Source organism: Thauera sp. 28 (assembly GCF_000310145.2).
Taxonomy (GTDB): domain Bacteria; phylum Pseudomonadota; class Gammaproteobacteria; order Burkholderiales; family Rhodocyclaceae; genus Thauera; species Thauera mechernichensis.
The window spans coordinates 1-12,533 of the sequence record NZ_AMXA01000018.1 but is presented as its reverse complement, the minus strand read 5'-3'; the positions used below and the strand labels follow the sequence as shown (position 1 = coordinate 12,533).

Annotated in this window: 13 protein-coding genes; 10 read left to right on the top strand and 3 right to left on the bottom strand. The window is 66.8% G+C overall.

What is annotated here, in order from left to right:
* Nucleotides 1-10: 10 nt before the first annotated feature.
* The 10 genes from gspF to C662_RS12765 all read left to right on the top strand — a co-directional run bounded on the left by gspF (nt 11) and on the right by C662_RS12765 (nt 8,694).
* A complete protein-coding gene (gene gspF, locus C662_RS12815) occupies nt 11-1,213 on the top strand; it encodes a type II secretion system inner membrane protein GspF (protein ID WP_002929757.1) in 1,203 nt (400 codons plus the stop codon).
* Nucleotides 1,214-1,218: 5 nt separating this feature from the next.
* Nucleotides 1,219-1,659 (top strand): type II secretion system major pseudopilin GspG, encoded by a 441-nt coding sequence (gene gspG, locus C662_RS12810; RefSeq protein WP_002929754.1) that lies wholly within the window; start codon nt 1,219-1,221, stop codon nt 1,657-1,659.
* Nucleotides 1,660-1,707: 48 nt separating this feature from the next.
* On the top strand, nt 1,708-2,205 hold the full coding sequence (locus C662_RS12805; RefSeq protein WP_002929752.1) for a prepilin-type N-terminal cleavage/methylation domain-containing protein: 498 nt from the start codon (nt 1,708-1,710) through the stop codon (nt 2,203-2,205).
* Nucleotides 2,202-2,576, top strand: a complete 375-nt coding sequence (gene gspI / locus C662_RS12800; RefSeq protein WP_002929749.1) for a type II secretion system minor pseudopilin GspI — start codon at nt 2,202-2,204, stop codon at nt 2,574-2,576. Before C662_RS12805 ends, gspI begins: the two co-directional genes overlap by 4 nt.
* Nucleotides 2,573-3,157 (top strand): type II secretion system minor pseudopilin GspJ, encoded by a 585-nt coding sequence (gspJ, locus tag C662_RS12795; protein WP_002929743.1) that lies wholly within the window; start codon nt 2,573-2,575, stop codon nt 3,155-3,157. The genes gspI and gspJ overlap by 4 nt, the downstream gene beginning before the upstream one ends.
* On the top strand, nt 3,120-4,049 hold the full coding sequence (gene gspK, locus C662_RS12790; protein ID WP_002929742.1) for a type II secretion system minor pseudopilin GspK: 930 nt from the start codon (nt 3,120-3,122) through the stop codon (nt 4,047-4,049). The genes gspJ and gspK overlap by 38 nt, the downstream gene beginning before the upstream one ends.
* A complete protein-coding gene (gspL, locus tag C662_RS12785; protein WP_002929741.1) occupies nt 4,046-5,263 on the top strand; it encodes a type II secretion system protein GspL in 1,218 nt (405 codons plus the stop codon). The genes gspK and gspL overlap by 4 nt, the downstream gene beginning before the upstream one ends.
* A 75-nt stretch (nt 5,264-5,338) precedes the next feature.
* Nucleotides 5,339-5,815: a type II secretion system protein GspM gene (gspM, locus tag C662_RS12780; RefSeq protein ID WP_037984611.1), complete on the top strand. Its 477-nt coding sequence runs from the start codon at nt 5,339-5,341 to the stop codon at nt 5,813-5,815.
* A complete protein-coding gene (gene gspN, locus C662_RS20545) occupies nt 5,815-6,588 on the top strand; it encodes a type II secretion system protein N (RefSeq protein WP_232433271.1) in 774 nt (257 codons plus the stop codon). The genes gspM and gspN overlap by 1 nt, the downstream gene beginning before the upstream one ends.
* Nucleotides 6,589-6,675: 87 nt before the next feature.
* Entirely contained in the window at nt 6,676-8,694 is a 2,019-nt protein-coding gene (locus C662_RS12765; protein WP_002929734.1) for a PhoX family protein, read from the top strand.
* 166 nt (nt 8,695-8,860) lie between these two features.
* Here the strand turns inward: C662_RS12765 and zapE are convergent, their stop codons facing one another.
* The 3 genes from zapE to odhB form a co-directional block, all read right to left on the bottom strand.
* Nucleotides 8,861-9,976: a cell division protein ZapE gene (gene zapE / locus C662_RS12760; protein ID WP_002929733.1), complete on the bottom strand. Its 1,116-nt coding sequence runs from the start codon at nt 9,974-9,976 to the stop codon at nt 8,861-8,863.
* Between the two features lie 100 nt (nt 9,977-10,076).
* Nucleotides 10,077-11,501, bottom strand: a complete 1,425-nt coding sequence (gene lpdA / locus C662_RS12755) for a dihydrolipoyl dehydrogenase (RefSeq protein WP_002929731.1) — start codon at nt 11,499-11,501, stop codon at nt 10,077-10,079.
* A gap of 85 nt (nt 11,502-11,586) precedes the next feature.
* On the bottom strand, nt 11,587-12,533 hold a 947-nt coding region (gene odhB / locus C662_RS12750), incomplete at its 5' end, for a 2-oxoglutarate dehydrogenase complex dihydrolipoyllysine-residue succinyltransferase (RefSeq protein ID WP_002929729.1).

Sequence of the window (12,533 nt, the reverse complement as noted above, 5' to 3'; positions counted from 1 at the left end):
GGCGAACACCATGGCGGCATTCCAGTACCGAGCGCTCGACGCCGGCGGACGCGAACAGCGCGGCGTGATCGAGGCCGACAGCGCGCGCGCGGCCCGCAGCGCGCTGCGCGAACGTGGCCTCGCACCGCTCGAGGTCAGCGGCATCGGCCGCCAGCACGCGAACACTGCCATGCGTGCGCGCCTGCCGGCGAGCGTGCTTACCCTGATGTCCCGGCAGTGGGCCACCCTGCTTGCCTCCGGGCTGACGGTAGAGCAATCGTTGGCGGCGCTGATCGAACAGGCCGACACCGAGCCGGTGCGCCGCGTGCTCGCCGGAGTGCGTAGCGAAATCGTCGGTGGGCTGAGCCTTGCCGCCGCGCTGGAGCGCTTCCCGGCCCAGTTCCCCACCCTGTATCGGGCGTCGGTCGCGGCTGGCGAGCAATCGGGCGAGCTTGCACGCGTGATGCTGCAACTGGCCGACCATCTTGAGCAGAACGACATCCTTCGCCGCAAGACCCAACAGGCACTGATCTACCCTTGCCTGGTTGCCTGCGTCGCGCTCGTCATCGTCGTCGCACTGATGGTCTGGGTGGTGCCGCAAGTGGTGGGCGTATTTGCCCAGTCGAGGCAGAGCCTGCCGCCACTCACCCGCATCACGATCGGGCTGTCCGAGTTCATCCAGGCATGGGGCCTGGTGATGCTGATTGCTGCCAGCATCCTCGGCCTCGCGTTCGTTGCGGCGCTGCGCGACACGGCCTTTCGGCGCCGGGCCGACCTACTGTTGCTAGGCCTGCCCTTGATTGGCCGCCACCTGCGCACCCTCGACGCCACCCGCTTCGCGAGCACCCTGTCCATCCTGGTCGGCAGCGGCGTCCCCTTGCTGCGCGCGCTCGATGCCGGTGGCCGCGTGGTGCAACGTCTTCCGGTGCGCGAGGCGGTGACGAGCGCTACCGAGCGCGTGCGCGAAGGCATGGCCTTGTCGCGCGCCCTTGCGGCCACCCGCAGCTTTCCACCGCTGCTGCTGCACATGGTCGCCAACGGCGAAGCAACCGGGCAGATCGCAGCGCTGCTCGACAAGGCCGCCCGCCTGCAGCAACTCGAGCTCGAGAGTCGCAGCGCCACCCTCACCAGCCTGCTCGAACCCGCCCTGCTGCTGCTGATGGGCGCCTTCGTACTGCTGATCGTGCTTGCCGTCATGCAGCCGATCATCGAGATCAACACCCTGATGAGATAATCCACATGTCCAGACTGCTGCTCCACAAGGCGCCGTGCGCGCGCGGTTTCACCCTCATCGAAGTGATGATCGTCATCGTCATCCTCGGCGTGCTCGCCGCGCTCGTCGTACCACGGGTGATGAGCCGTCCGGATGAAGCACGCGTGGTCGCCGCCCGCCAGGACATCGCTTCGCTGATGCAGGCGCTCAGACTGTACAAACTCGACAACCGCAGCTACCCGACGACCCAGCAAGGCCTCGAGGCCCTGGTGAGCAGGCCGACGCTGGCCCCGTTGCCGCCCAACTGGAAAGTCTATGTCGAGCGCCTGCCGCGCGACCCCTGGGGCAACCCGTACCAGTATCTGAACCCCGGCATCAATGGCGAGGTCGATGTGATGAGCTATGGTGCCGACGGCCGCAGCGGCGGCGACGGCTTCGATGCCGACATCGGCTCCTGGCAGCCCTGAGCGCAGGCCCAGTCCGGCACCGCCCGCTTCCCTGCCAGCCACCAGGCCATGCGCCCCGCCCGCGGCTTCTCGCTCGTCGAAGTCCTGGTCACCCTGCTCGTGCTCGGTATCGCGGCCGGGGCGATGAGTCTCGCCGTGACTGCCGACCGTGAGCGCGACCCGGCTGTGGCCGTAGAGCAGCTGCGCAAGGCGCTAGAGACCGCCGCCTACCGTGCCAGCATCCGCGGCCAGCGCCTGGCAATCGAGTTCCAGGCCGACGGCTACCGCTTCACCAGCCTGGATCGGCACGGCCAATGGCAGCGCATCGATGCGGATCCTGCCCTGCAGCCCAGGCGCCTGCCAGCAGGCTTGGCCTGGCACAGTCTGGCCACGAGCAGCCGACAGGCCGGCACCACCGCCTCGCCGGCTCACCGCCGCATCGAGTTTGGTACGAGACCGCCACAGTACCGGCTGGCGCTCGCGCACGAAGGGGTACTGCACGTCCTGGACGGCAGCCGCGCCGGTAGCGTGCTCCATCGCCTCGAGCATCCCGGAGCCGGACGATGAACGCCAGGCGCGCAGCGGGCTTCACCTTGCTCGAGATGCTGGTGGCGCTATCGATCGTGGCGATCGCTCTGCTCTCTGCAACACGGGCGCTGGGGAGCACGATCCATGCCGCGGCAGGCCTGCGCGAACACGCCGTTGCAAGCTGGGTGGCGCAGAACCGGCTGGCGGAGATGCGCGCCCACCGTCAGTGGCCCGCACTCGGCCAACGCCAGGGTCGGGTCGACATGGCGGGCGGCAGCTATGTGTGGACCGAACGCATCAGTGCGACGCCGAACAACCTCTTCCGCCGTATCGACGTCGAGGTGAGCGCGGCTGACGACAAACGCCCGCTCGGACGCATGAGCGGGTACGTCGCGAGGCCGCCGCGATGAGCCTGCGCATTGACCACGCGCGCGGCATGACCCTCATCGAACTCATGATTGCGCTCGCGCTCTTCGCGCTGCTCGGCCTGCTCACCTGGCGAGCGACCGACAGCCTGATCACCACGCGCCAGCATGTCGGAGCCGAACTCGAGCGCTGGCGTGCGATCACGACCGCCGTCGCACGCGTGGACGAAGAGTTGCTACAGGCGTTGCCCGGCACCGGCCGCCTAGCCCACAGGCCGCCCCCCAGCCGGCAACCCGAAGCGGTCGGCACCGGCCCGGCCCAGGTGATGCTGCGCTTTGCCTCGCCTGGGGCCGATGGCGGGCCGGTGCAGGACGCCGCCTTGCTGCTCGTGGGCGATCGCCTCGAGTGGTGGATCTGGGACGGCCCCGATGCAGCCGCGGAACCCAGCCGCGTGCGCCTTCTGGACCGTGTGAACGCGCTGCACTGGCGGTTCCTGCATGGTGACCGCTGGGTCGCAGCGTGGCCGCCCGAGCAGCCACAGGACGCCGGTCTACCGGCTGCAATCGCCTTCGAAATGGAATTGTCGGATGTGGGAACGATTCGCCGTGTGTTCGCGCTGCGCTAAAGGCCACGCACGCCAGCGCGGTGCCGCGATCGTGCTCGCCCTGCTGACCGTCGGCCTCGCCGCCGTGCTCGCCGCGGCAGCGCTCGCCGATCTGAGCCTCGGCATCGAAGTGCACGAGGGCCGCTTCGAACAGGCGCAGTCGCGGCAACTCGCGATCGCCGCCGTGGACTGGACACGCAACGTCCTTGCAGACGACCGCCGCACCAGTGCAGCCGACCACGCCGGCGAGCCGTGGGCAATCGAGATCCCGCCCACACCCATCGACCGCGACCCCAAGGCAGGCACGGTTGGCGGCCGCATCAACGAGCTGTCCGGCCGCTTCGACCTCAACGCCCTGCATCCGGGCAATCCCGCGCACGCCAGCGCACGCGGGCAAGCCGAGCGTCTGTTCGCGCTCGTGCTCGGTGACGCCGTGCGCGCGCGACTGCTCGCGGACGCGCTCGAAGCGCACCTGCAGCCGGCCACCGGCACCGAGTCCGGCAAGCAGGCCTTCGAGCTCACCGAGGTCGGCGAGCTGATCGCGATCCCCGCCTTCACGCCGGAGGCAATCGCGCAACTCACGCCGCATGTCGCCACCTTGCCGGCCCGAGCCCCGATCAACGCCAACATGGCGAGCGCCGAGGTCCTTGCCGCCACCATCGATGGGCTCGACCTGTCTGCGGCCCGGACCATGGTCGCTGCACGCACGCACACCTGGTTCCGCAACCGCGGCGATATCGCTGCGCTGCTGGGACCGGGCCTCGACCTGCCCGCAGCCAGCGCGCTCGACGTACACAGCCGCTTCTTCATTGCCCACATCCACGCCGGCTACGGTGAGGCCATCACGCGCCTGCAAGCCTTGCTCGACCGTCGCCAGACCAGCGTGGACATCATCTGGTATCGCATCGAATGAACACCCGACTCGCCCTCATCATCCCCGAACGCTGGCCAGATCAACCCGACTGCGAGTGGGCGCTGCTGGACCGCGACGGCCGCATCGTCGAACATGGCCGCAGTGCACCGTCGCACTGGCCGAACGCAGGCGAGCACGTCGCGCTCATCGACGGCGCGGACTGCCTGCTCGCCGCCCTCCGCGTCCCGCCAAGCAAGCGACGCGACCGCCTGCCTCTGATTCGCTACGCCCTCGAGGCACGTCTGGCGCGTGACATCGACCATGAGCATGTGACGATCACGAGCGAACGCGCCGATGAGGAGCAGCCCGGGGGACGGCGACTGCTTGCGGTGGTGATTGCCCACGCCCGCCTGCGCCAGATCTGCGCACAGTTCGAAGCCCTTCGCCGTCCGCTCGGGCGCGCGGTGGCCCTTGTCGACTGCCTGCCTGCGACCACCACGTGCTGGCAGGCGATCGATGCCGGAACGGGCAGCCTCAGCCTGCGCGCGGGTCCCGACGGGGCGATCACCGTCGACATGCCACCGCACACACCATCGACCACGGCCGCCCCTGCCCGCGGGGACTCCCTGGCCTGCGCACTGACACTGGCAACCATGGCCGAACCGGCACAGCAGCCGGCCGAACTCGTCTTCACCACCGCCACGCCGCTCACCGATGCCGAAATGACACTGCTGTCGCGACAGTGCGCGATGGAGATCAGCCAATGCTCGCTGGATGGGCTGTGGGGGCGAAGCCTGCTTGCCGCCAACCTGCTGCACGGTCCGTTCGCCCCCGCAGCATCTGCGGGCACAGGCATATGGGGCGCCCTGCGCCTGCCGGCCGCTCTAGCCGGCGCCGCCACCCTCATCGCCGGTATCGCGCTTGCGGTGGGCATCGCGGTCGACCGCAACACGGTCGCTGAGCTGGAAGGCCGCGAGCGTGCGATCTTCGCCGATGCCTTGCCGGCCACGCCTGCGATTGCGCCGCAGCTACAGTTGCGTCGAGCCCTCGATGAAGCACGACGCGATCACGGCCTGCTCAGCGCGGGCGACCTGTTGGCCCTGCTCCAGGCGCTCATCGAGGCGAACAGCTCCCTGCCACTGCAGATGGCCTACCGCACGCCGCGGCTCGAGGCGGAGCTCGCGTCTCCGCTGCCGGCTACGGCGCCGCTCGCCCACCGTGGTCTGAGCGCCAGGCTGGAGGGCCATCGCATCCACCTCCAGCCGCAGCCTTGAGACCGCTACTGTCTCCCGCTTCTCCGCCCTCCGAACGCGCCCCATACGCCCCCATACGCCCCCATACGCCCCGTCATGATGAAACGCCTCGCCTCCGCCCTGAGTATGCAGTTCGCCAACCTCGCACCACGCGAACGATGGGTGCTGCGCATCGCCAGCCTTTTCGTGCCGTGTGCGCTGGCATGGATGATCGGCGACTGGATGATCGCCGAACGCACGCGGCTCGACCGCCAGCTTCCCGCCCTCATCCTCAGCATCCAGATGATGGAGCGAGATGCAGCAGAACTCGCCCACCTGCGCCGCAGCCCATCCACCGCATCACCAGCCGGCCCCGCAGAACTGGCAGCGTCGGCCATGGCGCACGGCCTCGTCACCGACATCCGGGTCGAGGAGGCAGCAGTCATCGTTTCCGGTTCGAGCTCCCTGGAACGCTTGCTGCCGTGGCTGGCTGAACTGCATTCCCGGCACCGCTTGCGCGTGAGTGAACTCGACTTCGATGCCGGCAACGGTCGCTTCCTGATCCGTCTCGACCCCACAGCGCTCGTACGTTGATGACGAGCAGCCTCCAACCAACATCCCGCCAGTGGCTGCTAGCGGCATTCCTCCTGCTTGCCTTCATCGTCACCCAGGCCCCGGCAGCGCTCATCGATACCGCATTGGCTACCCATAGCGGACATCACATCCGTCTGCTCGAGCGCTCGGGAACGCTCTGGAGAGGCCGGGGCGTACTCGCTGAAAGCACCCCGCAGGGTCATATACGCTGGCTGACCGTGGCTTGGCAGATCGCCCCCTTCGGGCTCATTCATGGGAGGCCGATACTGGATGTCGAGTTCGACGACCAGCCAGTACTGAACGTCACAGCCAGCCAGAGCGGCCTGGAACTGCGCTGGCAGGTCCACCCGGTCGATATCGCACCACTGATCCGGACGCTCACGCATCCTGCCGCCCGCCTCGGTTGGCATGCACGTGCCTCAGTGCCTGCAGGCGAAGGCACATGCAACTGGCGCATGAGGTGTAGGGGCGCGATGGCACTGGAGCTGTCCGCCCTTGCGACCAGCGTGTTGCCAGGGCCCTCGCTCGGTCGCTTCGGGCTACAGCTCGGACTTGAAGAGCGCACCTTATCGATCGTCGTGGTCAGCCCAAGCGACAACCGGCTGCAGGCAAGCGCCAGCATGGTGGTGCACGCCACACGCAGCAGCAGTGGCGACATCCGTATCGGTGGCGACCCCGAGCTAGTCAAGCAACTCGGCGCCCTGACCGGTGACGTGATGCAGCGTCAGGCCGACGGCACGCTACAAGTTCAGTGGCGGCACGGGAGCCTTTAATCAAACTGCAAGAAATTCATAATTTTTTTGTATCGCTAAGCCCCTAAGTTGTCGGTTTCTCAACCACGGCCACGGAGCCTTACACCAATGAGCAATTCCCCGACCAAGGCCTACCTCGACGAACCGCTGCGCGAGGACTGCCCCTCCCCCCATTTCAACGAGGTCCTTGCCGTGCGCATGTCGCGCCGGCAATTGATGAAGGGGAGCATGGCTGCGGCCACAGCCACCCTGTTCGGGACCACGCTGACGGCCTGCGTGTCGGACAGCGACAATGACACCCCGGCAGTCGAGACACCCGCCGCACCCGGCTTCAGCGAGCCCAAGCTTGGCTTCCAGGCTGTCGCGGTGACGCGTGCCGACACCACGACCGTGCCCGCCGGCTACACGGCCACGCCCTTCCTGCCGCTCGGCACGCCGATCTGCGGCACCTACCCCGAGTACAAGCCCGACGGCACCAACACCGGCGCCGAGCAGGAGCAGCAGATGGGGATGTGCCATGACGGCATGCACTTCTTCCCGATCGGCGGCAGTTCGACTCATGGCCTGCTGGTGATGAACCACGAGTACATCGTGCAGCCCGTGCTGCATGCCAATGGCGCGACGACGGTGGGCGGCATCCGCACCGTGCCCGACGAGGTCCGCAAGGAGATCGCCGCCCACGGCGTCGCGGTGGTGGAGATTCGCAGCACCGCCCATGGCCAGTGGGAAATCGTACGCGGTGCCTACAACCGCCGCATCACCGGCGCCACCCCGATGGCCATCCGTGGTCCGGTGCGCGGCCACGAGAAGGTGCGCACCAAGTACAGTCCGGATGGCACCCGCACGCGCGGCACGCTCAACAACTGCGCTCACGGCTACACGCCCTGGAACACCTACCTCACCTGCGAGGAGAACTGGGCCGGTTACTTCGTCAACAAGACCGGCCGTCCGCGCGAACACAGCCGATACGGCGTTGCCACCTCGAGCGGCCGTTACCGCTGGGAGACCGTGGCCGGTGACGAGTACGAGCGCTTCGACGTCAGCGTCAAGGCCGCGTCCGCCAGCGAGGACTATCGCAACGAGGTCAACGGCTTCGGCTGGGTGGTCGAGATCGACCCCTTCGACCCTGACTCGACCCCGATCAAGCGCACCGCGCTCGGCCGCTTCGCGCACGAGGGCTGTGTGTATGCGCCGGTGGTCGAAGGCCGCCCCGTCGTCTTCTACATGGGCGATGACTCGCAGAACGAGTACATCTACAAGTTCGTGACCCGCGCCAACTACTTGGCTGCCACCGCCAACGGCAGCATGCTGGACGACGGCACGCTCTACGTGGCCCGCTTCGATGCCGACGGCAGCGGTCGCTGGCTCGCGCTCGACTTCAACAACGCCGACTTCCTGGCTGCCTGCCTGGCCAAGGGCGTCAGCTTCAGCGACCAGGGCGATGTGCTGCTGAACACCCGCCTCGCCGCGGCCACGGTTGACGCGACACCGATGGACCGGCCGGAATGGGGCGCGGTGCACCCGCATACCGGCGAGGTGTACTTCACGCTCACCAACAACAGCAGCCGTACCGTTGCCGACGCGGCCAACCCGCGTGCGCCCAACCCCTATGGCCATATCGTGCGCTGGCGCGAAACCGGCAACGACGCTGCGGCACTGAGCTTCGAGTGGGATATCTTCGTGCTTTCCGGCACGCTGACCGACAGCGGCAAACTCGGCGACGCCACTCAGCCGCTGGGCGAGGATGCCATCCATGCCAGCCCGGACGGCCTTTGGATCGACCCGAACGGTATCCTGTGGATCCAGACCGACATGAGCGGCTCGCAGCAGGGTTCGGGCCCATTCGGTGAGAACCAGATGCTGGCCGCCGAACCGGCAACGGGCGAGATCCGCCGCTTCTATGTCGGGCCGAGGGAGCAGGAGGTGACTGGCGTCATCACGACACCTGATGGGAAGACCATGTTCGTGAACAACCAGCACCCCGGGGACCGCTCGACGCCGGGCAACTTCACCAGCAACTGGCCCGATCGTCCGCAGCCTTACACGACGGTCGACCCGTCGGGCCCGCGTCCGCGCTGCGCCACGGTGATCATCACCCGCAACGACGGCGGCGTGATCGGTCTCTGACCGGCGGAAAAGCTCGCGGCTTGCGCCGCTCCTGCGTGGCCCCCCGCAACTGGGGGCTGCCGTGGGAACGGCGCAAGCCGCGAGGGGTTGAAGGCGACGTCGTCTGCCAACGACCGAAAAGCGCGCGGCCTGCACCGTTCCTACGTGGTCCCAGCGCGACGGGCTGTCATTCAGTGCGGTGCGCTTCGGCCAGGTAGTCGCGGGTGCGCATTTCCATGAGCCGGCTCACGGTGCGTACGAACTCGTGTGCGTTGTGGCCTTCGGTGTAAAGCTCGTAAGCCTCGACCTCTGCGCTCATGATGAGCTTGACGCGGTGGTCGTAGAGCACATCGATGAGCCAGGTGAAGCGGCGCGCCTCGGACGCATTGCCGACGAGCATCTTCGGTACGGCGGACAGGATCAGCGTGTGGTGCTCGCGCGCAATTTCGAGGTAGTCGTTCTGCGACCGTGGTCCGCCGCACAAGGTCGCAAAATCAAACCAGATCACGCCTGGCGCCTGGCGTACGACCGCTAAGCTGCGTCCGAGGATCTCGATGTCGCCGCCCTCGCCCGGGCTGGCCGCGAGACGGCGGAAGTCCTCTCCCATCTTGGCCTCTGCCGCAGCGTCGTGCGGCACGAGGTAAATCTCCATTTTCTCAAGCGTGCGCAAGCGGTAGTCCGTGCCGTCGTCGACCTCGACCACATCGAAGCGGCGCTTGATCATCTCGATCGTGGGCAGGAAATTGATGCGCATCAGTCCGTTGGGATACAAGCCATCCGGCGGATAGTTCGAGGTCATGACGAAGATGACACCGCGCGCAAACAGGGCGTCAAGCAGGCGACCGAGGATCATCGCGTCGGCGATATCCGATACGTGGAACTCGTCGAAGCACAGCAGCCGGGTTGCGCCCGCGATGCGGTCCGCTACCTTCTGCAGCGGGTCGGGCTCGTGATTGTGATTCTTGAGGTCGTTCTGCACTTCCTGCATGAAGGCATGGAAGTGCACCCGGCGCTTGCGCTTGTAGGGCACGGCATCGAAAAAGCAGTCCATCAGAAAGCTCTTGCCACGCCCGACACCACCCCAGAAGTATACGCTGCGAGGCATCTGGGGCTTGTTGAAGAACTGCTTGATCCTGCTGCCCTGGCGGGCAGCCTTGAAGCCGACGAGTTCGGTGTACAGTCCTTGCAGGCGCTGGGCGGCAGCACGCTGGGCCGGGTCGGACTGGAATCCACGCGCCTTCAGCTGGGCTTCATAGGCGTCGATCATCCCGTGCTGGGGAACGTTCAGGATGCGATGAGGCATTTTGGGTCGATGTTCAGCTGTGCTGGGGGCAGCAGGTTAACGCAAGAAGGGGTGGGCGCGAGCAGGACTCGCACCCACCCCCCGTTACCGCAGGCGCGGCTTAGAAATGCAGCGGCCGCTTGTCGCAGGCCAGCGCAGCCTCGTGCACCACCTCGGACAGTGTCGGGTGGGCATGGCAGATACGCGCCAGGTCTTCCGAGCAACCGGCGAACTCCATCGCTACCACGGCCTCGGAGATCAGCTCCGACGCGTTGGCGCCGATGATGTGCACGCCGAGGATACGGTCGGTGTTGGCATCGGCTAGCATCTTGACGAAGCCGGTGGGGTCGCCCATGCCGAGCGCGCGACCATTGGCCAGGAAGGGAATCTTGCCGACCTTGTAGGCCACGCCAGCGGCCTTGAGCTGCTGCTCGGTCTTGCCGACCCAGGCAATCTCAGGGCTGGTGTAGATGACCCAGGGCACGGTGTCGAAGTTGCAGTGACCCGCCTGGCCTGCCATCAGCTCGGCGACCATCACGGCCTCTTCCATTGCCTTGTGTGCCAGCATCGGACCGCGCACCACATCGCCAACCGCCCACACGCCGGGCAGATTCGTCCGGCAGTGGTCATCGACCTCGATCATGCCGCGCTCGGTGATCTTGAGACCGACGGCTTCCGGGTTGAGGCCGGCAGTATTGGGGACGCGGCCAACCGACACGATCAGGCGGTCGGCTTCGAGCTTCTGCTCTGCACCGTCCTTGTCCTTGTAGGCGATCGTGACGCCCTTCTTGCCGACCTTCACCTCGCCGATCTGAACACCGAGGTTGATCTTGAGGCCTTGCTTGGTGAAGACCTTGAGTGCCTCCTTGGCCACATCCTGATCGGCAGCGGCAAGGAAGTCGGGCATGGCTTCGAGCACGGTGACATCCGCGCCCACGCGGCGCCACACCGAACCCATTTCGAGGCCGATCACACCGGCACCGATCACCGCGAGCTTCTTGGGCACCGCGTCGATGTCGAGGGCGCCGACGTTATCGCAGACGATCTTGTTGTCGACCGGAATGCCGGGCAGGTGGCGCGGCGCCGAACCGGTGGCGACGATGACCTGCTTGGCGACGACGAGCTCTTCGCCGACCTTGACGTGCCAACCGGCGTCACCCTTACCGACGAAAGCACCGTGACCGTTCAGCAGCGTGACCTTGTTCTTCTTGAACAGACCCTTGATGCCGCCGGTGAGCTGGTCGACGATGCCGCTCTTGCGCGCGATCATCTTGGCGACGTCAATCTTCGGCGTGCCGACGCTGATGCCCTGGCTCTCGAAGCTGTGACCCGCTTCCTCGAACAGGTGCGAGGTGTGCAGCAGCGCCTTGGACGGGATGCAACCCACGTTCAGGCAGGTACCGCCCAGGCGCGGCTCGCCCTTGGGATCGGCATAGGGGTTGGACTCGCAGCACGCGGTCTTGAAACCGAGCTGTGCAGCGCGAATGGCCGCCACATAGCCGCCGGGACCGCCGCCGATGACGAGGACGTCGAATTCTTTGGACATTCATCTCTCCCTTCAGGAAAACGGGGCGCCGCCCCGCCGCACAGGCAAGCAGCCTGGCGGCGTGACGCGCCCCTGTGCGTTGTGATCAGACGTCGAGGATCAGGCGAGCCGGATCTTCCAGCGCTTCCTTCATCGTCACCAGACCAAGCACGGCCTCACGACCGTCGATGATACGGTGGTCGTAGGACATCGCCAGGTAGTTGATCGGACGCACGACGACCTGGCCGTTCTCGACCACAGCGCGATCCTTGGTGGCATGGATGCCGAGGATGGCCGACTGCGGCGGGTTGATGATCGGGGTCGACATCATCGAGCCGAAAACGCCGCCGTTGGAGATCGAGAAGGTGCCACCCGACAGGTCGTCGAGCGACAGCTTGCCGTCCTTGGCCTTCTGGCCGAACTCGGCGATCTTGAGCTCGATCTCGGCGATCGACATGGACTCGGCGTTGCGAAGGATCGGCACCACCAGGCCGCGCGGCGAACCGACCGCGATGCCGATGTCGATATAGCCATGGTAGACGATGTCGTTGCCATCGACCGAGGCGTTCAGGATCGGGAACTTCTTCAGCGCGGCCACCGCAGCCTTGACGAAGAAGCCCATGAAGCCCAGGCGTACGCCATGGGCCTTCTCGAACTTGTCGCCATATTGCTTGCGCAGCGCCATCACCGGCGCCATGTTGACCTCGTTGAACGTGGTCAGGATGGCGTTTTCGTTCTTCGACTGGATCAGGCGCTCGGCGATGCGGGCGCGCAGGCGCGTCATCGGCACACGCTCTTCGGGGCGATCACCGACGGCGGCGATCACCGCCGGGGCAGCAGCAGCGGCAGCCTTGGGCTGGGCGGCGACGGCGTCTTCCTTGGTGACGCGACCGCCACGGCCGGAGCCCGCGACGTCGCCGGCGGCGATGCCCTTCTCATCGAGGATCTTGCGCGCGGCCGGGCTTGCAGCACCCGCGGCCGAGGCGGCGGGAGCGGCCGGCGGCGGCGTCACCGCCTGCACCGGCGCGGCAACCGGCGCAGCGGCGCCCGCAG

What these genes read in the sequence shown, in the direction of transcription:
- C662_RS12805 (WP_002929752.1), top strand. Translation starts at nt 1,708, where the DNA reads ATGCGCCCCGCCCGCGGCTTCTCGCTCGTCGAAGTCCTGGTCACCCTG.
- lpdA (WP_002929731.1), bottom strand. Translation starts at nt 11,501, where the DNA reads ATGTCCAAAGAATTCGACGTCCTCGTCATCGGCGGCGGTCCCGGCGGC.
- gspG (WP_002929754.1), top strand. Translation starts at nt 1,219, where the DNA reads ATGTCCAGACTGCTGCTCCACAAGGCGCCGTGCGCGCGCGGTTTCACC.
- zapE (WP_002929733.1), bottom strand. Translation starts at nt 9,976, where the DNA reads ATGCCTCATCGCATCCTGAACGTTCCCCAGCACGGGATGATCGACGCC.
- gspM (WP_037984611.1), top strand. Translation starts at nt 5,339, where the DNA reads ATGATGAAACGCCTCGCCTCCGCCCTGAGTATGCAGTTCGCCAACCTC.
- gspK (WP_002929742.1), top strand. Translation starts at nt 3,120, where the DNA reads ATGTGGGAACGATTCGCCGTGTGTTCGCGCTGCGCTAAAGGCCACGCA.
- gspL (WP_002929741.1), top strand. Translation starts at nt 4,046, where the DNA reads ATGAACACCCGACTCGCCCTCATCATCCCCGAACGCTGGCCAGATCAA.
- gspN (WP_232433271.1), top strand. Translation starts at nt 5,815, where the DNA reads ATGACGAGCAGCCTCCAACCAACATCCCGCCAGTGGCTGCTAGCGGCA.
- gspI (WP_002929749.1), top strand. Translation starts at nt 2,202, where the DNA reads ATGAACGCCAGGCGCGCAGCGGGCTTCACCTTGCTCGAGATGCTGGTG.
- gspF (WP_002929757.1), top strand. Translation starts at nt 11, where the DNA reads ATGGCGGCATTCCAGTACCGAGCGCTCGACGCCGGCGGACGCGAACAG.
- gspJ (WP_002929743.1), top strand. Translation starts at nt 2,573, where the DNA reads ATGAGCCTGCGCATTGACCACGCGCGCGGCATGACCCTCATCGAACTC.
- C662_RS12765 (WP_002929734.1), top strand. Translation starts at nt 6,676, where the DNA reads ATGAGCAATTCCCCGACCAAGGCCTACCTCGACGAACCGCTGCGCGAG.